The sequence below is a fragment of the Streptomyces sp. NBC_01445 genome, from assembly GCF_035918235.1.
In the GTDB taxonomy this organism is placed as follows: domain Bacteria; phylum Actinomycetota; class Actinomycetes; order Streptomycetales; family Streptomycetaceae; genus Streptomyces.
Genome location: NZ_CP109485.1, coordinates 4,457,895 through 4,477,069 on the forward strand (window position 1 = coordinate 4,457,895; position 19,175 = coordinate 4,477,069).

The 19,175-nt window shown below is 71.0% G+C and carries 21 protein-coding genes; 14 read left to right on the top strand and 7 right to left on the bottom strand.

Going from position 1 to position 19,175, the window contains the following annotated elements:
• Together OG574_RS20165 and OG574_RS20170 are read left to right on the top strand one after the other, a co-directional pair.
• The gene (locus OG574_RS20165) at positions 1–1,452 is read left to right on the top strand and encodes an aldehyde dehydrogenase family protein (protein ID WP_100594705.1); all 1,452 of its coding nucleotides are present in this window, start codon (positions 1–3) and stop codon (positions 1,450–1,452) included.
• A complete protein-coding gene (locus tag OG574_RS20170) occupies positions 1,453–2,349 on the top strand; it encodes an aldehyde dehydrogenase family protein (protein WP_326774371.1) in 897 nt (298 codons plus the stop codon).
• 118 nt (positions 2,350–2,467) lie between these two features.
• On the opposite strand, the gene OG574_RS20175 is transcribed toward OG574_RS20170, so the two are convergent.
• A complete protein-coding gene (locus OG574_RS20175; RefSeq protein WP_326774372.1) occupies positions 2,468–3,202 on the bottom strand; it encodes a TetR/AcrR family transcriptional regulator in 735 nt (244 codons plus the stop codon).
• A gap of 121 nt (positions 3,203–3,323) precedes the next feature.
• On the opposite strand from OG574_RS20175, the gene OG574_RS20180 reads away from it, so the two are divergent.
• Entirely contained in the window at positions 3,324–3,911 is a 588-nt protein-coding gene (locus tag OG574_RS20180) for an NADPH-dependent FMN reductase (protein ID WP_326774373.1), read from the top strand.
• Positions 3,912–3,945: 34 nt separating this feature from the next.
• The gene (locus tag OG574_RS20185) at positions 3,946–5,508 is read left to right on the top strand and encodes an MDR family MFS transporter (RefSeq protein WP_326774374.1); all 1,563 of its coding nucleotides are present in this window, start codon (positions 3,946–3,948) and stop codon (positions 5,506–5,508) included.
• Here the strand turns inward: OG574_RS20185 and OG574_RS20190 are convergent.
• Positions 5,505–5,921 (bottom strand): hypothetical protein, encoded by a 417-nt coding sequence (locus OG574_RS20190; protein WP_326774375.1) that lies wholly within the window; start codon positions 5,919–5,921, stop codon positions 5,505–5,507. The genes OG574_RS20185 and OG574_RS20190 overlap by 4 nt on opposite strands.
• A gap of 155 nt (positions 5,922–6,076) precedes the next feature.
• Here OG574_RS20190 and OG574_RS20195 point away from each other — a divergent pair, with 155 nt between their 5' ends.
• A complete protein-coding gene (locus OG574_RS20195) occupies positions 6,077–6,712 on the top strand; it encodes a uridine kinase family protein (RefSeq protein WP_326774376.1) in 636 nt (211 codons plus the stop codon).
• A gap of 159 nt (positions 6,713–6,871) precedes the next feature.
• Here OG574_RS20195 and OG574_RS20200 read toward each other — a convergent pair whose 3' ends face one another.
• Positions 6,872–7,630 (bottom strand): SigE family RNA polymerase sigma factor, encoded by a 759-nt coding sequence (locus tag OG574_RS20200; protein WP_326774377.1) that lies wholly within the window; start codon positions 7,628–7,630, stop codon positions 6,872–6,874.
• A gap of 238 nt (positions 7,631–7,868) precedes the next feature.
• Between OG574_RS20200 and afsQ1 the strand changes: the two genes are divergently transcribed.
• The 5 genes from afsQ1 to OG574_RS20225 all read left to right on the top strand — a co-directional run bounded on the left by afsQ1 (position 7,869) and on the right by OG574_RS20225 (position 11,661).
• Complete coding sequence (gene afsQ1, locus OG574_RS20205) at positions 7,869–8,546, top strand: two-component system response regulator AfsQ1 (RefSeq protein WP_030682803.1); 678 nt, start codon at positions 7,869–7,871, stop codon at positions 8,544–8,546.
• Positions 8,543–10,123 carry a HAMP domain-containing sensor histidine kinase gene (locus OG574_RS20210; RefSeq protein ID WP_326774378.1) on the top strand — a complete coding sequence of 527 codons (1,581 nt, stop codon included), beginning with the start codon at positions 8,543–8,545 and terminating at the stop codon, positions 10,121–10,123. The genes afsQ1 and OG574_RS20210 overlap by 4 nt, the downstream gene beginning before the upstream one ends.
• Positions 10,120–10,731, top strand: coding sequence for a hypothetical protein (locus OG574_RS20215; protein ID WP_326774379.1), 612 nt, complete (start codon positions 10,120–10,122; stop codon positions 10,729–10,731). Before OG574_RS20210 ends, OG574_RS20215 begins: the two co-directional genes overlap by 4 nt.
• Positions 10,732–10,808: 77 nt before the next feature.
• On the top strand, positions 10,809–11,351 hold the full coding sequence (locus tag OG574_RS20220; protein WP_326774380.1) for a VanZ family protein: 543 nt from the start codon (positions 10,809–10,811) through the stop codon (positions 11,349–11,351).
• Positions 11,352–11,460: 109 nt separating this feature from the next.
• Positions 11,461–11,661 (top strand): PspC domain-containing protein, encoded by a 201-nt coding sequence (locus OG574_RS20225; protein WP_100594716.1) that lies wholly within the window; start codon positions 11,461–11,463, stop codon positions 11,659–11,661.
• Positions 11,662–11,779: 118 nt separating this feature from the next.
• Here OG574_RS20225 and OG574_RS20230 read toward each other — a convergent pair whose 3' ends face one another.
• Positions 11,780–12,124, bottom strand: coding sequence for an ATP-binding protein (locus tag OG574_RS20230; protein WP_100594717.1), 345 nt, complete (start codon positions 12,122–12,124; stop codon positions 11,780–11,782).
• A gap of 142 nt (positions 12,125–12,266) precedes the next feature.
• Positions 12,267–13,424, bottom strand: coding sequence for an adenosine deaminase (locus tag OG574_RS20235; RefSeq protein WP_326774381.1), 1,158 nt, complete (start codon positions 13,422–13,424; stop codon positions 12,267–12,269).
• Between the two features lie 113 nt (positions 13,425–13,537).
• Here OG574_RS20235 and OG574_RS20240 point away from each other — a divergent pair, with 113 nt between their 5' ends.
• Entirely contained in the window at positions 13,538–14,296 is a 759-nt protein-coding gene (locus OG574_RS20240; protein WP_326774382.1) for an alpha/beta hydrolase, read from the top strand.
• Here the strand turns inward: OG574_RS20240 and OG574_RS20245 are convergent, their stop codons facing one another.
• Entirely contained in the window at positions 14,297–15,268 is a 972-nt protein-coding gene (locus OG574_RS20245; RefSeq protein WP_326774383.1) for a LysR family transcriptional regulator, read from the bottom strand. It abuts the gene before it with no gap.
• A gap of 62 nt (positions 15,269–15,330) precedes the next feature.
• Between OG574_RS20245 and OG574_RS20250 the strand changes: the two genes are divergently transcribed.
• A complete protein-coding gene (locus OG574_RS20250) occupies positions 15,331–16,620 on the top strand; it encodes an MFS transporter (protein ID WP_326774384.1) in 1,290 nt (429 codons plus the stop codon).
• 149 nt (positions 16,621–16,769) lie between these two features.
• The gene (locus OG574_RS20255) at positions 16,770–17,762 is read left to right on the top strand and encodes a sigma-70 family RNA polymerase sigma factor (protein WP_326774385.1); all 993 of its coding nucleotides are present in this window, start codon (positions 16,770–16,772) and stop codon (positions 17,760–17,762) included.
• Here the strand turns inward: OG574_RS20255 and OG574_RS20260 are convergent.
• Positions 17,664–18,035, bottom strand: coding sequence for an STAS domain-containing protein (locus OG574_RS20260; protein ID WP_326774386.1), 372 nt, complete (start codon positions 18,033–18,035; stop codon positions 17,664–17,666). The two genes, OG574_RS20255 and OG574_RS20260, sit on opposite strands and share 99 nt — an antisense overlap.
• 187 nt (positions 18,036–18,222) lie before the next feature.
• Here OG574_RS20260 and OG574_RS20265 point away from each other — a divergent pair, with 187 nt between their 5' ends.
• On the top strand, positions 18,223–19,146 hold the full coding sequence (locus OG574_RS20265) for an AEC family transporter (RefSeq protein ID WP_326774387.1): 924 nt from the start codon (positions 18,223–18,225) through the stop codon (positions 19,144–19,146).
• The last annotated feature ends 29 nt before the right edge of the window (positions 19,147–19,175 follow it).

Genomic DNA, 19,175 nt, shown 5'->3' on the forward strand with positions numbered 1-19,175 from the left:
ATGACGTTCGAGTACGCACCCGCACCGGAGTCCCGCTCCGTCGTCGACATCGCCCCCAGCTACGGCCTTTTCATCGACGGCGAGTTCGCCGAGGCGGCCGACGGCAAGGTCTTCAAGACGGTGAGCCCGTCGACGGAGGAGGTCCTCTCCGAGATCGCCCAGGCGGGCGAGGCGGACGTGGACCGCGCGGTGAAGGCCGCCCGCAAGGCGTTCGAGAAGTGGTCGGCGCTGCCGGGCGCGGAGCGCGCGAAGTACCTGTTCCGGATCGCGCGGATCATCCAGGAGCGCAGCCGCGAGCTCGCGGTCCTGGAGACGCTGGACAACGGCAAGCCGATCAAGGAGACGCGCGACGCGGACCTCCCCCTGGTGGCGGCGCACTTCTTCTACTACGCGGGCTGGGCGGACAAGCTCGGCCACGCGGGCTTCGGCCCGAACCCGGCGCCGCTGGGCGTCGCGGGCCAGGTCATCCCGTGGAACTTCCCGCTGCTGATGCTGGCGTGGAAGATCGCCCCGGCGCTGGCGACGGGCAACACGGTCGTCCTGAAGCCTGCCGAGACGACCCCCCTGTCCGCCCTGTTCTTCGCGGACATCTGCCGCCAGGCGGGCCTGCCCAAGGGCGTGGTGAACATCCTCCCGGGCTACGGAGACGCGGGCGCGGCCCTCACGGCACACCCCGATGTGAACAAGGTCGCCTTCACCGGCTCGACGGCAGTCGGCAAGGCGATCGCCCGGCAGGTGGCCGGCACGGACAAGAAGGTCACGCTCGAACTGGGTGGCAAGGGCGCGAACATCGTCTTCGACGACGCGCCCATCGACCAGGCGGTCGAGGGCATCGTCACGGGCATCTTCTTCAACCAGGGCCAGGTGTGCTGCGCGGGCTCGCGCCTCCTGGTCCAGGAGTCGGTGGCCGACGAGGTGCTGGACGCGCTGAAGCGCCGCCTCACCACCCTCCGCCTGGGCGACCCCCTGGACAAGAACACCGACATCGGCGCGATCAACTCCGCGGAGCAGCTCGCGAGGATCAAGACGCTCGCGGACACGGGCGAGGCCGAGGGCGCGGAGCGCTGGTCGGCGCCGTGCGAACTCCCGGACAGCGGCTACTGGTTCGCGCCCACGCTGTTCACGAACGTCACGCAGGCGCACACGATCGCGCGGGACGAGATCTTCGGCCCGGTGCTGTCCGTCCTCACGTTCCGCACTCCGGAGGAGGCGGTGGCGAAGGCGAACAACACGCAGTACGGGCTCTCGGCCGGCATCTGGACGGAGAAGGGCTCGCGCATCCTCTCGGTCGCGAACAAGCTCCGGGCGGGCGTCGTCTGGGCCAACACGTTCAACAAGTTCGACCCGACCTCGCCGTTCGGCGGCTACAAGGAGTCGGGGCACGGCCGCGAGGGCGGCCGCCACGGCCTGGAGGCATACCTCGCCCCGTCGAGCCCGGAGGGCACGCGATAAATGAGCACTGTTGAGCGACTCACAGTCCTGAAGACCTACAAGCTGTACGTGGGCGGGAAGTTCCCGCGTTCCGAGAGCGGCCGGGTGTACGAGGTGTCGGACTCGAAGGACAAATGGCTGGCCAACGCCCCGCTGTCGTCCCGCAAGGACGCGCGTGACGCGGTAGTGGCGGCGCGCAAGGCGTTCGGCGGCTGGGCGGGCGCGACGGCGTACAACCGCGGACAGGTGCTCTACCGCGTGGCGGAGATGCTGGAGGGCCGCCGCGACCAGTTCGTGCGGGAGGTGGCGGATGCCGAGGGCCTTTCGAAGTCGAAGGCGGCGGCGGTCGTGGACGCGGCGGTCGACAGGTGGGTCTGGTACGCGGGCTGGACGGACAAGATCGGCCAGGTCGTGGGCGGGGCGAACCCGGTCGCGGGCCCGTTCTTCAACCTGTCCACGCCCGAGCCGACCGGAGTGGTGGCCGTGCTGGCCCCGCAGAAGTCGTCGTTCCTGGGCCTGGTCTCGGTGATCGCCCCGGTGATCGCGACGGGCAACACGGCCGTGGTGATCGCGAGCGAGACGTCCCCGCTGCCGGCTCTGTCGCTCGGCGAGGTGCTCGCCACGTCCGACGTGCCGGGCGGTGTGGTGAACGTGCTGTCCGGCAGGACGTCGGAGATCGCTCCGACGCTGGCCGCGCACCAGGACGTGAACGCGATCGACCTTACGGGCGCGGACGCCGACCTGGCCCGTGACCTGGAGATCGCGGCGGCGGACAACCTGAAGCGCGTGCGCCGTCCCCAGGCTGTGGACACGGACTGGACGACGGACCCGGGCACGGACAGGCTCACGTCGTTCCTGGAAACGAAGACGGTGTGGCACCCGACGGGTTCGCTCGGCGCATCGGGCTCTTCGTACTAGGCCCGAGCCAGAACCCGAGGCCCGACCCGAACCCGAAGCCCCGTCCCTCCTCCGTCCAGGAGGGGCGGGGTTTCGTCATGCCCCACCGCCCCCCCCAGCGCACGGATCCGCACACGGATCAGACCCCGAGCCGCGCGGCGATCCCGTCGAGGATGCAGTCGAGGCCGAGGTCGAACTCCCAGGTGGGGTCGTCCTTGTGGGCGGCGCCGAGCCCGTAACGCTGATAGTTCGGGTAACGGCCCGTATCCATCAGGTAGTTCATCTGCGGGGCGAGCGCCTGCCGGGTCTCGGCGCCGCTGGACCACCCGTGCCGCTCCTTGTACTCGCGCAGGGCGAGTTCGGACTGGGTCGCGCCATGGACGTAGGAGCTGACGGTGCGGAACGCGGCCATCATCGAGTCGGCGTCAAGACCGGTCGTCGCGAGCACCTCCAGCTGCCGCTCGGCCACGGCCATCCGGGCCGGGGTGAGGGAGATGAGCGGCGCGGGCACCTGCCCCATCCAGGGGTGGCGCAGCATCAGTTCCCGTGTCTGCACGGCGAAGGACCGCAGCACCTCGCGCCAGCCGGTCACCTCCGGGGTCACGGAGAGTTCGGCCGAGACGCGGTCGATCATGAGCGCCCAGAGGTCGTCCTTGCCGGACACGTGCCGGTACGCGGCCATGGGCGCGACGCCGAGCTCCGCGGCGAGGCGGCGCATGGTGACGGCCGCGGCACCCTCAGTGTCGGCGATCTCGACCGCGGCGGCGGCGATCCGCTCCAGGGTCAGAGTGGCGCGGGCGGGCGCGGGCCGTTCGAGCCGCTCCCACAGCGAGGGCTCCACCAGGCCCTCGTCACCCTTCTTCTGCGCGGCCACGGTGCAACCCCTCTCTACTCTCCCACGATGACGTGTACAGCGTATCCCCAGTAGACGCCGTACACATCGATGTGTACGTTGTACTCACATCGATACGCCGTACACATCCAGGGGGTTCACCGTGTCCACTCCGCTCCACGTCGCCGTACTGGTCGGCAGCACTCGAGAGGGCCGCTTCGCGCCGGTCGTCACCAAGTGGCTGGCCGGCCGGCTCGCCGAGCACGGTGGCATGACCGCCGATGTCGTCGACCTCGCCGAGACGCCGCTGCCCACCGTCCTCCCGGCCTTCGGCCAGGAGCTGCCACAGGACAGCAAGGAGCTGCTCGCCGCCGTCTCGCCGCGCCTGGCCGCGGCCGACGCGTTCGTCTTCGTCACGCCGGAGTACAACCACAGCTTCCCGGCGTCCCTGAAGAACGCCGTCGACTGGCACAACGAGCAGTGGCACGCGAAGCCGATCGCGTTCGTCTCGTACGGCGGCCTGTCGGGCGGCCTGCGCGCGGTGGAGCAACTGCGCGTCGTGATGCCCGAGTTGAACGCCATGACGATCCGGAACACGGTCAGTTTCCACAACGCGTGGGCCGAGTTCGACGCCTCGGGCGAGCACGCGGACCCGGCGGTCGAGGCCGCGGCGAAGGCGATGCTCGACCAGCTGGCGTGGTGGGCGCACGCCCTGCGGGACGCCAGGTCGGTACGCCCGTACGCGGCTTGAGACACCTACATCCGGACGGAACCAGGGGGAGCCGATGAACCAGCGCACGAAGGAAACCGCACAAGCCGCGCAACAGAGCCCACCGAAGACCCCGACGACGCCGCCGGATACGACCCCGCCGAATGAGCCACCCTCCCGCCTGGTCATCCTCGGCCTGCTGCTGGGCATCGTGCTCGCCACCCTCGACGGCACCATCGTCGGCACCGCCCTGCCGACGATCGTCGGAGACCTGGGCGGCCTCGACCACCTCTCATGGGTCCTCACGGCCTATCTGCTGACCACCGCGGTCTCGACCCCGATCTGGGGAAAGTTCGGGGACCTGTACGGACGCAAGGGCAGCTACCTCGCCTCCATCGGCGTCTTCCTGACCGGCTCCGTCCTGTGCGGACTCGCCCAGGACATGGGCCAGTTGATCGCCTTCAGGGCAGTGCAGGGGGTCGGCGCGGGCGGCCTCTTCGTGGGCGCCCTCTCCCTCATCGGCACGCTCCTGACCCCGGCGGAGGCCGGCCGCTCCCAGTCCATGATCGGCGTGCTGATGCCCGCGGCCCTGATCGGCGGCCCGCTCCTCGGCGGCTTCCTCACCGACCAGCTCGACTGGCGCTGGGTGTTCTACGTCAACGTGCCGGTCGGCGCTTCGGCGCTCGCGATCGTCGGACTCGGCGTGCGCGTGCACGCCCCGCGCGTCAAGGCGCGGATCGACGTCGCGGGAGCGGCCCTGCTGACCGCGGCGATCCTGTCCCTGACGCTGCTCGCGAGCTGGGGCGGTACGACGTACGACTGGACGTCACCGCAGATCATCGGCCTCGCGCTGGCCTCGGCGGGCGCGCTCGCCGCGTTCGTACGCGTGGAGCGGCGGGCCGCCGAGCCGGTGATCCCGCCCCGCCTCTTCGCCGACCGCAACTTCACGCTCGCGCAGATCCTGAGTTTCGTGACCGGCGCCGCGATGATGGCGACGGTCGGCTACCTGCCGCAGTACATGCAGTTCGTGCAGAACATGTCGTCGACGGCGAGCGGGCTGCTGCTGCTCCCGCTGATGCTGGGCATGATGGGGGCGCAGCTGGCGATCGGTCGGCAGGTCGGCAACGGGGGCCGCTACCGCGCGTATCCGATCATCGGCGGCGCGCTCGCCACGGCGGGCGCCCTGGCCCTGTTGACGCTCGGCGTCGGCACTCCGGCCGGCCTGGCCTCGGGCGTGACGTTCGTCCTCGGCCTCGGCGTCGGCTGCCTGATGCAGCCGTCGATGCTGATCACGATGAACAGCGCCGAGCCCCGCGACATGGGCGCCGCCAGCGGCACCACGACCCTGCTGCGCACGGTCGGCGGCTCACTGGGCGTCGCGGTGCTCGGCTCCGTCTACGCGAGCCGCATGTCCGCCGAGCTCACCGACCGCCTCGGCTCCGACGGAGCGCACCTCACCGGCGGCTCCGTCACCCCCGCCCTCCTGCGGGACCTCCCGGCCTCCGCGCAGGACGCCGTCCGCACGGCAGTGACCGGCGGCCTGCACGGTGTGGCCCTGGGCACGGCCGCCCTGTGCGCGGTCACGTTCGCCGCGGCCTGGCTGATCCGCGAGGTCCCCCTGCGGACGAAGGCGTCCTAGCCGGGCAGCAGAGAGGCGGCCGGTCCCACCAGCGGGAGGTCGGCGAGGGCGCCGCCCTCGGCCAGAGGGCCGGTCGCGACGGCCGTGGTCACGGGCTTGAAGTCGGCGACCTGGGTGCCGACCGCGTTGTCGAGCGGATCGACCCCGGTACCGGAGAGCGGGTTGAGCTTCAGGTGCTTGACCGGGGCGAGACCCCCGTTCGCAGCGCTCCCGAGCGCCCCCGTCACCGCTCCCCCGGCCGCCGCGGCGTCGAGGTCGCCGACCGGCGAGGCGAGAGGCGCGGCGGCGGGCTCCGCCGCACCGGCGCTCACCGCACCCCCGCCGAGCGCCGCCCCCGCGGCGGTGAGGGTGAGCCCCGCGCGCAGCAGCGCCCGCTGGGCCGCCGAGGACTTCTTCGCTGAGTGTCGTGCCATGAAGTGCCGCCCGTTTCCGGTACCGGCGGCCGGTTGGCCCGCCGCCGCAGATCGAGTAATCGTGAGCGTACGCAGAGTAGTTGAGACGCGGCTGTGCCACAAAGGCCGACCCGCGGGGTCCACCGGGGGCGGAGGATGCAGCACACTGGTGTCTCGTGAGTTCTCATCCCCCGATACCGGCCCGGGTCGTCCTGTTGGCAGGTCCTTCCGGCTCCGGCAAGTCGTCGTTCGCGTCCCGCTCCGGGCTTCCCGTGCTGTGCCTGGACGACTTCTACAAGGAGGCCGACGACCCGACGCTGCCGCAGGTGCCGGGCAGCTCGGACATCGACTGGGACTCGCCCCGCTCCTGGGACACGGAGACGGCCGTTGCCGCGATCGCGGAGCTGTGCCGCACGGGCCGCACCCGCATTCCCGTCTACGACATCGCGACCAGCTCACGGGTGGGCGAGGAGACGCTCGACATCGAGCGCACGCCCCTGTTCATCGCGGAGGGCATTTTCGCCGCGGACATCGTGGAGCGCTGCCGGGACCTCGGGCTGCTGGCCGACGCGCTGTGCCTGCGCGGCCGCCCGTCCACGACGTTCCGCCGCCGGCTGCTGCGGGACCTCAGGGAGGGCCGCAAGTCCGTGCCGTTCCTGCTGCGCCGCGGCTGGCGCCTGATGCGCGCGGAGCGCGGCATCGTGGCCCGCCAGACGGCGCTCGGCGCGCACGCGTGCGGCAAGGAAGAAGCCCTCGGCCGCCTGGCCGCGGCCGCCGCGGGCCGGTGCGTGAAGGCCCGCGCCCAGGCGTGAGCGCCCCGCAGAGCCCGTACACATGAAAGCGGGACCGGAGAGACCCCCCGGCCCTCCGGTCCCGCTTCATTCCCCCGTGAAGATCCCCCGTGATCCCCCCGGTACCGCTCCCCCGTACAACCGTCGCGTCCCCCCGGAGCGACGGCCCGCCCCCAGCCTTCAGGCCACCAGCTCGCCGAAGGACTCCTCCAGGTCACGGCCGAAGCTGAGGGCCTCGTCCTCGCGCAGCCGGCGCAGGGAGCGCCAGATGCTCGACTTCACCGTGCCGACACTGATGTCGAGGATGTCCGCGATCTCGGGGTCCGTACGACCCTCGTAGTAGCGCAGGACGAGCATCGTGCGCTGCAGTTCGGGGAGGCGGGCCAGGGCCTGCCAGAGAACCGCGCGCAGCTCCGTGCCACGCATCGCGTCCGTGTCGCCCGCCGTCTCCGGCAGTTCCTCGGTCGGGTACTCGTTCAGCTTGCGGCGGCGCCACGCGCTGATGTGCAGATTGGTCATGGTGCGGCGGAGGTAGCCCCCGACCGCCGCCTTGTCGCTGATCCTGTCCCAGGCGCGGTACGTCGAGAAGAGGGCGCTCTGGAGCAGGTCCTCGGCCTCGAACCGGTCACCGGTCAGGTGGTAGGCGGTTGCGTACAGGGAGGCGCGGCGTTCCTGGACGTAGGCCGTGAACTCGGCTTCCGACAGGGACTTCTTCCGCTCCCCCGATTCCTCCCCGTACGCGGCTCCCCCGTCGGATACCGCCTGGTTCGCGTCAACCACCGTCATGTACGCGGTGTGCTGACGCCCGGTGCCGCGAGCGCACCCCCGCCCGCTCACGGCACCGGACAGCTCGTGCTTCCCGGAACCGGGACTCCGCACGAGAGCGTCATGAAGACGTGTGACAACTGCGCCAGTGGTGGTGCTGTGCAGCGTGTTCATCTCGCGCCCCCCGTCGTGGAGTCTCGGTTTCCCGTGGCTCGTAAGGACTTGCGTCCTTGCGATGTCCAAAAGCTTGCCCGGGCCACTTCATGACGGTGTCCGTCGACTGTCACAGACCTGTCACAGGGCCCGGGCGTGTGCGAGTCGTGTGTGGATGGGGCCCGAAGCCCCCTCATTACGAGCTTGGGAGCGCTCCAACGGTCGAACTTGAGCCGTGCCATGGGACAGAATGACGTCTGTGCCTTCCCTGTTGCTGATCGAGGACGACGACGCCATCCGTACGGCCCTGGAGCTGTCCCTTACGCGCCAGGGTCATCGGGTTGCCACCGCTGCCACCGGCGAGGACGGTCTGAAGCTGTTGCGCGAGCAGCGGCCGGACCTGATCGTGCTGGATGTGATGCTGCCCGGCATCGACGGGTTCGAGGTGTGCCGGCGCATCCGGCGCACGGACCAGCTGCCGATCATCCTGCTCACGGCGCGCAGTGACGACATCGACGTGGTGGTCGGGCTGGAGTCCGGCGCCGACGACTATGTCGTGAAGCCGGTGCAGGGGCGGGTGCTCGACGCCCGGATCCGGGCGGTGCTCCGGCGGGGCGAGCGGGAGGCCAACGACGCTGCGTCGTTCGGCAGTCTCGTCATCGACCGGGCCGCGATGACGGTCACGAAGAACGGCGAGGACCTCCAACTGACGCCCACGGAGCTGCGGTTGCTCCTCGAACTGAGCCGCAGGCCGGGACAGGCGCTGTCGCGGCAGCAGTTGCTGCGTCTGGTGTGGGAGCACGACTACCTCGGTGACTCGCGGCTCGTCGACGCGTGTGTGCAGCGGCTGCGCGCGAAGGTCGAGGACGTGCCGTCGTCACCGACGCTGATCCGTACGGTGCGCGGGGTCGGCTACCGGCTGGACACTCCTCAGTGAGTGATGCGCACGACCGGCTGCGGGGCTGGGCCGCGGCGAAGAAGGCGATACTCGCGGGCCTGCGCTTCACGAGCCTGCGGCTGCGGCTCGTCGTCGTCTTCGCCCTGGTGGCGCTGACCGCGGCGGTGTCGGCGTCCGGGATCGCGTACTGGCTCAACCGCGAGGCGGTGCTGACCCGGGCGCAGGACGCGGCGCTCAGCGACTTCCAGCAGGAGATGCAGAATCGGGCCGCGGCGCTGCCCGAGCATCCGACGCAGGGCGAGTTGCAGCATGCGGCGAACCTGATGGCGAGCAGCAGCCAGCACTTCAGTGTGCTGCTGATCAGCGACGACAAGGACGGCCGGCGGATCGCCGGGAACTCCGACCTGGACGCGATCACGCTGGCCGAGGTGCCGCGTTCGCTGCGGGACGCGGTGAACAGGGAGCAGCCCCTCACGGACGGCAACAAGCATCCGTACCACCTGTACTGGCAGCGGATCGTCAGCAATGACACGCCGTATCTGGTCGGTGGGGCGCGGGTGATCGACGGGGGGCCGACGGGCTACATGCTCAAGTCCCTGGAGCCGGAGGCGAAGGATCTCAACTCCCTTGCCTGGTCGCTCGGGATCGCGACGGCGCTTGCGCTGATCGGTTCGGCGCTGCTCGCACAGGCCGCGGCGACGACGGTGCTCAAGCCGGTGCACCGGCTCGGGAGGGCGGCACGGCGGCTCGGCGAAGGAAAGCTGGACACGCGTCTGCGGGTGTCCGGTACGGACGAACTGGCCGATCTTTCCAGGACGTTCAACAGGACCGCGGAGAATCTGGAGAAGAAGGTCGCCGACATGAGTGCGCGCGAGGAGGCGTCGCGGCGCTTCGTCGCCGACATGTCGCACGAGCTGCGTACGCCACTGACGGCGATCACCGCCGTGACGGAGGTACTCGAGGAGGAGCTCGACGCGGAGACCGGTTCGGTCGACCCGATGATCGAGCCCGCCGTACGCCTCGTGGTGAGCGAGACGCGCCGGCTGAACGACCTGGTGGAGAACCTCATGGAGGTCACCCGCTTCGACGCGGGCACCGCCCGGCTCGTCCTCGACCAGGTCGACATCGCCGACCAGATCACGGCCTGCATCGACGCCCGTGCCTGGCTCGACGCGGTGGACCTGGACGCGGAGCGCGGCATCATGGCCCGCATCGACCCGCGCCGCCTCGACGTCATCATGGCGAACCTGATCGGGAACGCGCTCAAGCACGGCGGCTCGCCGGTGCGGGTGTCCGTGCGGCTTGCGGACTCGGAGCTGGTGATCGAGGTCCGTGACCACGGGCCCGGTATCCCGCAGGACGTGCTCCCGCACGTCTTCGACCGGTTCTACAAGGCGAGCGCGTCGCGGCCGCGTTCGGAGGGCAGCGGGCTCGGGCTGTCGATCGCCCTGGAGAACGCGCACATCCACGGCGGCGAGATCACGGCCGCCAACTCCCCCGAGGGCGGCGCCGTGTTCACGTTCCGGCTGCCGCTCGACGCGTCACCGCTGACGCTGCCGCCCGATGACGAGGGCGCCGACGGTGGCGGTTCCGGTGAGGAGGGCGGCGCGCGATGACCGCACGCAGGACAAGACGGCGTTACGCGGTGCTGGGCGCGGCGGTGCTCGCCGCGCTGCTCGCCGGGTGCGGGATCAGGCCGACGGAGGTGCCGACGGACTTCGGGGCCGCGCCGTCGCGGGTGCCGTGCACGCTGTCGGACCCGGATCTGGAGTCGCGCACGGGCGGCGAGTTCGCCGTGCAGGTGTATCTGGTCTGTACGTCACAGCTGGTGAGCGTCGACCGGACGGTGACCCTGCCGAAGGGGCGGGGCGCCTCGGACCGGGTGCGGCTCGCGCAGGCGCTGCTCGACGAGCTGGAGCAGTCGCCGGCCGGCGCCGAGCGGCAGGCGGGGTACACCACGGACGTCAGGCCCGGGATGACCGTCTCGGGGCCGGGCAAGGGTGACCCGGACAACGCGCTGCGGCTGAGCGTCCCGCCGGACGACCTCTCGCCGTACGCGCTGGCCCAGATCGTGTGTACGTATGCGAACGGCGGGGCCGCGGCAAAGGACGACAAGGTCGTGCTCGGCGGTCCTGGTGACGACGCTCTGCGCGCGTACGCCTGCTCGCCGGAGATGCGGACGCGGCCGGGGCTCGTACCGGCGCCCGCCGAGACGGTCGGCTGACGGGGGCGGGCACGCTTGTCGCGGGCGGACGCCGGCGACGCGGAACCGATCGTCCCGCCGTCCGCGTCTTGGGGGACGTGCAGCGCCATCGCCCGGGCGGCTCCAAGGCCGCCATCCGCTTCCGTACGGCAGGGATAGTCCTCCTTGCCGCGCATCTGCTTCTCGTCTGCTGGATCACGCTGCGACCACTGGACGTGCCGTGGGTCAGCGCCGCGAACCTGCATCCGTTCGCCGGGATCAGGGCGGATCTCGCGCTCGGTCCGGCGGAGGCGGTGCGGCGCATCGGCAAGGAGCTGGTGCTGCTCGCGCCTCTGGGGGTGCTGCTGCCGATCGCCGGAGGGCGGCTCGTCGTCTCGCCGCTGGGTTCGCTGGTGCGTACGGTCGCCGCCGGAGCGCTGCTCTCGCTCGGCATCGAGCTGCTGCAGACCGGGGTACCGGGGCAGGTCGTGGACATCGACTCACTGTTCCTGAACACGCTGGGCGTGGCCCTCGCGCACGCGGCCGTGGTGCCGACTCTCAGGGGCAGGCTCCGCCGCAGGACCGAGGTCCCCGCCCTCCCCCGGGAGGAGCCCTCTCAGGGGCGGACCCCGACGATTTCCAGGGTCGGCATCGCCCCGTGAGCTGACGCTTCGCCCGGTTCGTCACCGTAGCTTTGAAGCCATCGGAGACGTCCCGGCCAGTCCCGGCCAAGGGGGCGCCTCACCGCTACGGTTCGCGAAGGAGCCCACCATGACCGCCCTTGCCCGCCCCACGAACGGACGGATGATCGGCGGAGTGTGCGCAGCGCTGGCAAGGCGCTTCGGCACCTCCGCGACCACGATGCGCGTGATCTTCGTGCTCTCGTGTCTGCTTCCCGGTCCCCAGTTCCTGCTGTACATCGCGCTGTGGATCCTGCTGCCGAGCGAGGGCAAGGTCCGCCAGGCGTGGTGACGACGGGGCCCGCAGGCTGATGTACGACAAGGCAGGCTGACGTACGACAAGGAGGGGCGCACCCGCTCGCGCGGGTGCGCCCCTCCTGTGTGTCCGTGTGTGCGCCGTGTCGGGTGGGTCAGCCGACGGGCAGGGCGCCGCCGGCGGGCAGCGACTTGACGGGCAGGCCGCCGAGGAGACCGGAGACCGGGTCGCTGCCGTTGGTGGGGAGGGCCTTCGTGACGGCGGGCGTGGCGGCCTTCAGGCCACCGGCGACGGCGTTCTTGCCGGCAGTGAGGGACTCGGTGCCACCGGCGGGCAGTACCTGCGCGACCTGCTCGGCGGGGAGCGTGCTGGTCACGGTGTCCAGGGCGGAGCCCGCATCCGGGAGGGCGGGGGCGGCGGACGCGGCACCGGCGCCCGCGGCAGCGAAGGCGGCACCGAGGGCGGCGACACCGAGGGTCTTGACAGCAGACTGCTTCATTGTGAAATGAGTCCTCGTGAACGGGGGCTTGAGCGGTCCACGACCGTAAACATGCGTCAGGGCGCGTCGCAACCGGCGAAATACACGGAGAAGCGGCCGGGAGCTAATGCTCCCGGCCGCTTCAGATTCGCACAAAGAGGCGCTACTGCGCGACAGAACCCCTGGTCGAGGCGGTCTGACGGAACAGCCATTCGGATTTCAACTCGGCATATCCGGGCTTGATGACGTCATTGATCATGGCCAGTCGTTCATCGAAAGGAATGAATGCTGATTTCATCGCATTGACAGTGAACCACTGCATGTCGTCGAGCGTGTAGCCGAATGCGTCGACCAGGTGCTCGAATTCGCGGCTCATGCTGGTGCCGGACATGAGGCGGTTGTCGGTGTTCACCGTGGTGCGGAAGTGCAGCTTGCGGAGCAGGCCGATGGGGTGGGCCTCGTAGGAGTCGGCAGCGCCCGTCTGGAGGTTGGAGCTGGGACACATCTCCAGGGGGATGCGCTTGTCGCGTACATAGGAGGCGAGGCGGCCGAGCTTGACCGTGCCGTCGTCCTCGACCTTGATGTCGTCGATGATCCGCACGCCGTGGCCGAGGCGGTCGGCGCCGCACCACTGGAGGGCCTGCCAGATGGAAGGCAGGCCGAAGGCCTCGCCCGCGTGGATCGTGAAGTGGTTGTTCTCGCGCTTGAGGTACTCGAAGGCGTCGAGGTGGCGGGTGGGAGGGAAGCCGGCCTCCGCGCCCGCGATGTCGAAGCCGACGACGCCCGTGTCGCGGTAGCCGTTTGCGAGTTCGGCGATCTCCAGGGCGCGGGCCGCGTGCCGCATGGCGGTGAGCAGGGCGCCCACGCGGATGCGGTGGCCGTTGGCCCTGGCGCGGCGCTCGCCTTCCCGGAAGCCTTCGTTGACCGCCTCGACTACCTCTTCGAGGGTGAGGCCCTGTTCGAGGTGCTGCTCGGGGGCGTAGCGGATCTCGGCGTAGACGACGCCGTCCTCGGCGAGGTCCTCGGCGCACTCGGCGGCGACCCGGAACAGCGCCTCGCGGGTCTGCATGACGGCGCAGGTGTGGGCGAAGGTCTCCAGATAGCGCTCGAGGGAGCCGGAGTCGGCGGCCTCGCGGAACCAGATACCGAGCTTGTCGGGATCGGTCTCCGGGAGGTTCTCGTAGCCCTGTTCCAGGGCGAGTTCGACGATGGTGCCGGGGCGAAGGCCGCCGTCGAGGTGGTCGTGCAGCAGCACCTTGGGGGCGCGAACGATCTGCTCGGGGGTCGGAATCTGCGAGTTTCCGCTGGTCTGGCTCGTCATTTCCGCACTCTAACGCCTACGCGCGTAGATACTCGGTGACGTCCGCCTGTCGATACGTAACGGTGACCCTGCGGACGGGTGGCGTACACCGGACCTTCTGACACTGTTCTGTCATGGGACAGCAAGCGACGACGGTCCGTGAGGCCCGGCTCGGGAAGGCGATGGGGCCCGTTTCCGCGACGGTGAGCGGTGTGGTTCTGCTGCTGCCCGCAGGTGAGGAGACCTCCGCGCGCAGGCCGTCACCGCTGGCCTCGGCGGCCGTACGGACCCTGGGGCGCGCCCTCGTGCGCGAGGGACGGCGGGACGGCCTTGCGGCGCATGTCGTGCACTACCGCGGCCGCGGCTGGAACGGCGCGCAGGCACAGCTCGCGCGCGACGCCGACTGGGCCGCGGACGAAGCCGTACGGCGCTACGGCGACATCCCCATCTGCCTCGTCGGGGTCGACATGGGTGCCCGCGCGGCGCTGCACGCGGGCGGGCACAGCGCCGTCAACTCGGTGCTCGCGCTTGCCCCTTGGCTGCCCGAGGAGGACGTCGCCGCGCCACCTGAACCGGTGAAACAGCTCGCGGGCCGCCGCGTTCTGATCGTGCACGGCACGAACGACGAGCGCACGGATCCCGAGCTGTCGTTCCGCCTGGCCGCCCGCGCGAAGAAGTCCAACCGCGACATCTGCCGCTTCGAGGTGCACTCCGACGGCCACGCGCTCCACCAGCACCGCACCGAAGTCCACGCCCTGGCCCGCGACTTCGTGCTCGGCTCGCTCTTCGGCCGGGCGTTCTCGCGGCCGCTGCAGGACGCGCTGGCCGCGCCGCCGCCGCTGGGGCTGCGGATGCCGCTGGCCTCGGGCTTCGGCAGGTCGCTCGCGCGGTGACTACTCCTGCGCGCGCGTCCACTCGGAGAGCAGCTTGCCGCGCCGGGAGAGCAGGAACTTCTTGAACGCCGCGACGGGCGGGGTGTCCGGATGGCCGTCGAGCCAGGCCACGCCGATCTCGCGCACCGCCCGCTGCCCGGTCACGGTCAGCTCCACAACCCCCGGGCGCGGTACTGCGGGTGGCGGCAGGAGCGCCACACCGAGGCCCGCCGCGACCAGGCCGCGCAGGGTCTCCGTCTCCTCCCCCTCGAAGGCGACACGCGGCTTGAACCCCGACTCCGCGCACAGGCCGTCGGCGATGCGCCGCAGCCCGTAGCCGGGTTCGAGGGTCACGAACGGCTCGTCGGCCGCCTCCGCGAGGCGGACGCGCTTGCGGCCCGCGAGGCGGTGGTCGTCGGGGACGACCAGGCGCAGGCGCTGCTCGTCGAGGCGGCGCGCGACGAGGCCCGGCTCGTCGGGGACGGGCGAGGTGAGACAGAGGTCGAGCTCGCCGGCGCGCAGGCGCTCCAGCATCGCCTCGCCGTAGTTCTGGACGAGGCTGAAGCGGATACGGGGGTGGTCGGCGCGGAAGGCCCGGATCAGGCCGGGGACGGTCTCGGAGCCCATGGTGTGCAGGAAGCCGAAGGCGACCTTGCCCGACGCGGGGTCGGCGTCGGCCCGTACGGACTCGGCGGCGCGGCCGACCTCGGCGAGCGCCCTGTCGACGGACGTGAGGAACGTACGGCCCGCCGGGGTGAGCGAGACGGTGCGGCCGTGCCGCGCGAACAGCTCCACGCCGAGGTCCTGTTCGAGGCGGACCAGGGCGCGCGACAGCGTCGACTGGGGGATCTCCAGCTCGTGCGCGGCCCGCGTGACGTGCTCGGTGCGGGCGACCGCGGCGAAGTACGACAGGCGGGGCGCGAGCGTCGTCACGATGTCTTCTGTGTCACTGGACGGTGACAGACGAGTCTCTGAACTCTGCTTATGCGCCATGGGATTGATTATGGCGTTTTCATGCATTGGACGCATGAAACACGGAGGCCTACCTTCGAGATATGCCTCCTGCCAGTAGCGGGGCGGCCGCCACCCACGCGGTCGCCGCCCGTAAGCCGTCGTCCCCCGAAGCCCCCGACACCCGTCTGAACCCGGGCGGACCCGGTTACCGCCGGATGAGCTTCGCCCTTTTCCTGGCCGGGGTCGCGACCTTCGCCCTCCTCTACTCCACGCAGGCCCTGCTCCCCCTCGTCTCCGCCGACTTCGGCGTCAGCGCGAGCGCCGCGAGCTGGACGGTCTCCGGCGCGACGGGCGCGCTCGCTCTGTGTGTACTGCCGCTGAGCGCCCTGTCGGAGCGGTTCGGACGGCGCACCGTGATGACGGCGTCCCTGTCGGTGGCGGTCGCGGTCGGCCTGCTCGTCCCCTTCGCTCCCTCGCTCAGCGCGCTGATCGCGCTGCGGGCCCTCCAGGGCGCCGCGCTCGCCGGTCTGCCGGCCTCCGCGATGGCGTATCTCGCGGAGGAGGTGCGGCCCAAGGCGCTGGTCGCCGCGATCGGCCTGTTCGTGGCGGGCAACTCCATCGGCGGGATGAGCGGCCGGGTCATCACCGGGTGGGTCGCGCAGGAGTGGGGCTGGCGCGCGGCGGTCGCCACGATCGGCGTGATCGCCGTGGCGTGCGCGGTCGCGTTCCGGCTGCTGCTGCCGCAGCCCCGGCACTTCACCCCGGGCTCGCTGCGGCCGCGGGTCCTGGCCCGCACGGTGCGCGGCCACCTCGCGAACCCGCTCCTGTGCCGTCTGTACGTGATCGGCGCCCTGTTCATGACGGTCTTCGGCGCCGTCTACACGGTGATCGGCTACCGGCTCACGGCCGCGCCGTTCTCGCTCCCGCAGGGCATCATCGGCTCGATCTTCCTGGTGTACCTGGTGGGTACGGTCTCCTCGGCCGCGGCCGGCAAGCTCGTCGCGCGGCTCGGGCGGCGCGGGGCGCTGTACCTGGCGGTGGGCACGACGGCGTCCGGGCTGCTGCTCTCGCTCGGCGACGCGATCGTCATGGTGCTGCTCGGCCTCGTCCTGATCACGGCCGGTTTCTTCGCGGGGCACGCGGTGGCCTCGTCCTCGGTCAGCCACACGGCGACGCACGGGCGGGCGCAGGCGTCCGCGCTGTACCAGTCCGTGTACTACATCGGCTCCAGCGTGGGCGGCACACTCGGCGCGGTGGCCTTCCACGCGGGTGGCTGGGCCGGGACCGTGGCCCTCGGCCTGGTGGCGGTGCTCGGCGTCGTGTCGGTGACCCTGTGGGGCTCGCACGCGGCGCGGGTGCAGCAGCGGCAGACGCTCGTGGCGGCGCACTGACCGCGTTCGGATCATGCTGAGAACGGCCCCCGGACAGGCGTATTTCGCCGGTCCGGGGGCCGTTGTCAGTGCCCTGCGGTAGCTTCCGAAGTGCTGGGACTTGCATGGACTTTCGGGACTTGCCAGAAGCCGCAGGGCGGGGTGTGTACATGAGTGACATCGCAGGGACGACCACCGAGGTGGACGTCCGTCTCGAGAAGTACCGGGTCGAGCTGACCGGGTACTGCTACCGGATGCTGGGCTCGGCCTTCGAGGCCGAGGACGCGGTGCAGGACACGATGGTCCGCGCCTGGCGCAGCTTCGACAAATTCGAGGGCCGCTCCAGCCTGCGGTCCTGGCTGTACCGCATCGCGACGAACGTCTGCCTGGACATGCTGAACGCGGGCAACAAGCGGGCCCGGCCGATGGACCTGACGGCGGCGGCGCCGCTCGCGCAGGCGGCTCTCACACCCCGGCCGGACAATGTGTGGCTGGAGCCGATGCCGGACGCGCGCGTGCTGCCGACCGTGCACGACCCGGCGGAGGCGGCGGTGGCGCGGGAGTCGGTGCGGCTCGCGTTCGTGGCGGCGCTGCAGCAGCTCCCGGCCAAGCAGCGGGCCGTGCTCATCCTGCGCGAGGTCCTGGCCTGGAAGGCGCAGGAGGTCGCCGAGCTCCTCGACACCTCGGTGGCGTCGGTGAACAGCGCGCTCCAGCGGGCCCGCGCCACGCTCGCCGAGGTCCCGGCCGAGAAGAAGAGCGCGGACGACGAGCTGGACGAGGAGCATCAGGCGCTCCTGGAGCGCTATGTCGCCGCGTTCGAGGGATACGACATGAAGGCGCTCACGGCGCTGCTCGCCGAGGACGCCATCATGACGATGCCGCCGTTCGACCTGTGGCTGCGCGGCACGCCGGACATCACGGGCTTCATGACGACGATCGGCGCCTCATGTGCCGACAGCCGGCTGGTGCCCGTCGAGGCCAACGGCTCGCCCGCGTTCGCCCACTACAAGCCCGACCCGGACAAGGGCGGGTTCTCGCCGTGGGCCGTCCAGGTCCTTGAGGTCTCAGAGGGCCGGATCACCGGACTCCACTGCTTCCTGGACACAGCGCGCTATTTCCCGCTGTTCGGCTTGCCGCTCCATCTCGACGACGAGACCGCCTAGGCCGGGCAGGCCGACCAGCTGAAGCAGGGCCCACAGCGCCGGGGACGGATCGCGCAGCCGCAGTCCTGACCCGGCTCTGCGGGCGGCGAGCTGCATCCGGGCGAGCGCGTCCACGGTGGCGAGATCGGCCGTGGTGACGGCCGCGAGGTCGCAGACGATGTCGCGCGCGGGGGCGCGGGCGCACGCCGTGCGCACCTGGTCGCACAGGTGCGGCACGTCGCCGCGGCGCAGGGGGCCGGCGGGAGCCAGGTCGGGAGGTCGGAAAGCTGCCACGCTAGGGAGACCGGCGCGGCGGCGGGAACTCATCGGCGGTCCGGCCGCGCGCCGAATGCCGTGCACCACGTTGCCCTGGTGTCGCGCGCATCACGTTGACCCTGTGTCGGGTGGCCTCCGAGGGTATGAGGATGCCCCTTGATCGCGTACCTGCTCAGCCGTCCGCACGACGCCGGCAGGGGGCATCGTGGCAGGGGTGCTGAACGGGTTCGCCGTCATCGCGGTGGTCATCGCCGTCGGCTTCCTGATCGGCAAGCGCGGCTATCTCGGGGACAACGGCCGCGAGGTCCTCACCAAGCTCGCCTTCCATGTCGCCACGCCCGCGCTGCTGTTCACCACGCTCGCGAAGGCCGACCTCTCGGTGATCCTGTCGCCGCGGCTGCTGGTGACGGCGCTGAGCACGGCGGCCGCCGCCGGGGTGTTCATCGCGGTGGGCGTCGCGCGCCGGTGGGGCGTGGGGCGGACGACGATCGGCGCCCTGTGCTCCAGCTACGTCAATTCGGGCAACCTCGGCATCCCCATCGCCGTGTACGTCCTCGGCGACGCCTCGCTGGTCGCGCCCGTGCTGCTCTTCCAGCAGATCGTGGTGACGCCGATAGCGATGACGGTCCTCGATCTCTCGGAGGCCGGGGAGACGCGGTCCCTGTGGCAGCGGCTCGTCACGCCGCTGCGCAACCCGATCGCGGTCGGGGCGCTCGCGGGCGTGATCGTGGCGGCGACGGGGTGGACGGTGCCGGGCCCCGTCTTCAACCCCGTCGATCTGATCGGCAAGATGTCCGTGCCGGTGGTGCTGCTCGCGTACGGGATCTCGCTGTGCGGGAGCTCGCTGCCAGCCCGGCGAGGTTCCGACCGGGTGCCGGTACTGCTGTCGGTGGCCCTGAAATCAGTGGGCCAGCCCGCGGTGGCGTGGGTGCTCGCGGCGGGCGTCTTCGGCCTGCGGGGCGCGTCACTCCTGGACGTGGTGGTGACGTCGGCGCTCCCGGCGGCGCAGAACCTCTTCACGTACGCCTCGCGCTACAACGTCGCGGAGAGACTGGCGAGGGAGTCGATCCTGCTGTCGACGCTGGCGTCGGTGCCTGCGCTGGTGGTGGTCGCGGCGTTGCTGGGGTGACCGAACGGGACCGGCAGAGGTCTGCCGAT

What these genes read in the sequence shown, in the direction of transcription:
- OG574_RS20190 (WP_326774375.1), bottom strand. Translation starts at nt 5,921, where the DNA reads ATGGCACGACACTCAGCGAAGAAGTCCTCGGCGGCCCAGCGGGCGCTG.
- OG574_RS20250 (WP_326774384.1), top strand. Translation starts at nt 15,331, where the DNA reads ATGCCTCCTGCCAGTAGCGGGGCGGCCGCCACCCACGCGGTCGCCGCC.
- OG574_RS20215 (WP_326774379.1), top strand. Translation starts at nt 10,120, where the DNA reads ATGACCGCACGCAGGACAAGACGGCGTTACGCGGTGCTGGGCGCGGCG.
- OG574_RS20255 (WP_326774385.1), top strand. Translation starts at nt 16,770, where the DNA reads ATGAGTGACATCGCAGGGACGACCACCGAGGTGGACGTCCGTCTCGAG.
- OG574_RS20170 (WP_326774371.1), top strand. Translation starts at nt 1,453, where the DNA reads ATGAGCACTGTTGAGCGACTCACAGTCCTGAAGACCTACAAGCTGTAC.
- OG574_RS20240 (WP_326774382.1), top strand. Translation starts at nt 13,538, where the DNA reads ATGGGACAGCAAGCGACGACGGTCCGTGAGGCCCGGCTCGGGAAGGCG.
- OG574_RS20200 (WP_326774377.1), bottom strand. Translation starts at nt 7,630, where the DNA reads ATGAACACGCTGCACAGCACCACCACTGGCGCAGTTGTCACACGTCTT.
- OG574_RS20245 (WP_326774383.1), bottom strand. Translation starts at nt 15,268, where the DNA reads ATGGCGCATAAGCAGAGTTCAGAGACTCGTCTGTCACCGTCCAGTGAC.
- OG574_RS20185 (WP_326774374.1), top strand. Translation starts at nt 3,946, where the DNA reads ATGAACCAGCGCACGAAGGAAACCGCACAAGCCGCGCAACAGAGCCCA.
- OG574_RS20165 (WP_100594705.1), top strand. Translation starts at nt 1, where the DNA reads ATGACGTTCGAGTACGCACCCGCACCGGAGTCCCGCTCCGTCGTCGAC.
- OG574_RS20230 (WP_100594717.1), bottom strand. Translation starts at nt 12,124, where the DNA reads ATGAAGCAGTCTGCTGTCAAGACCCTCGGTGTCGCCGCCCTCGGTGCC.
- OG574_RS20225 (WP_100594716.1), top strand. Translation starts at nt 11,461, where the DNA reads ATGACCGCCCTTGCCCGCCCCACGAACGGACGGATGATCGGCGGAGTG.
- OG574_RS20235 (WP_326774381.1), bottom strand. Translation starts at nt 13,424, where the DNA reads ATGACGAGCCAGACCAGCGGAAACTCGCAGATTCCGACCCCCGAGCAG.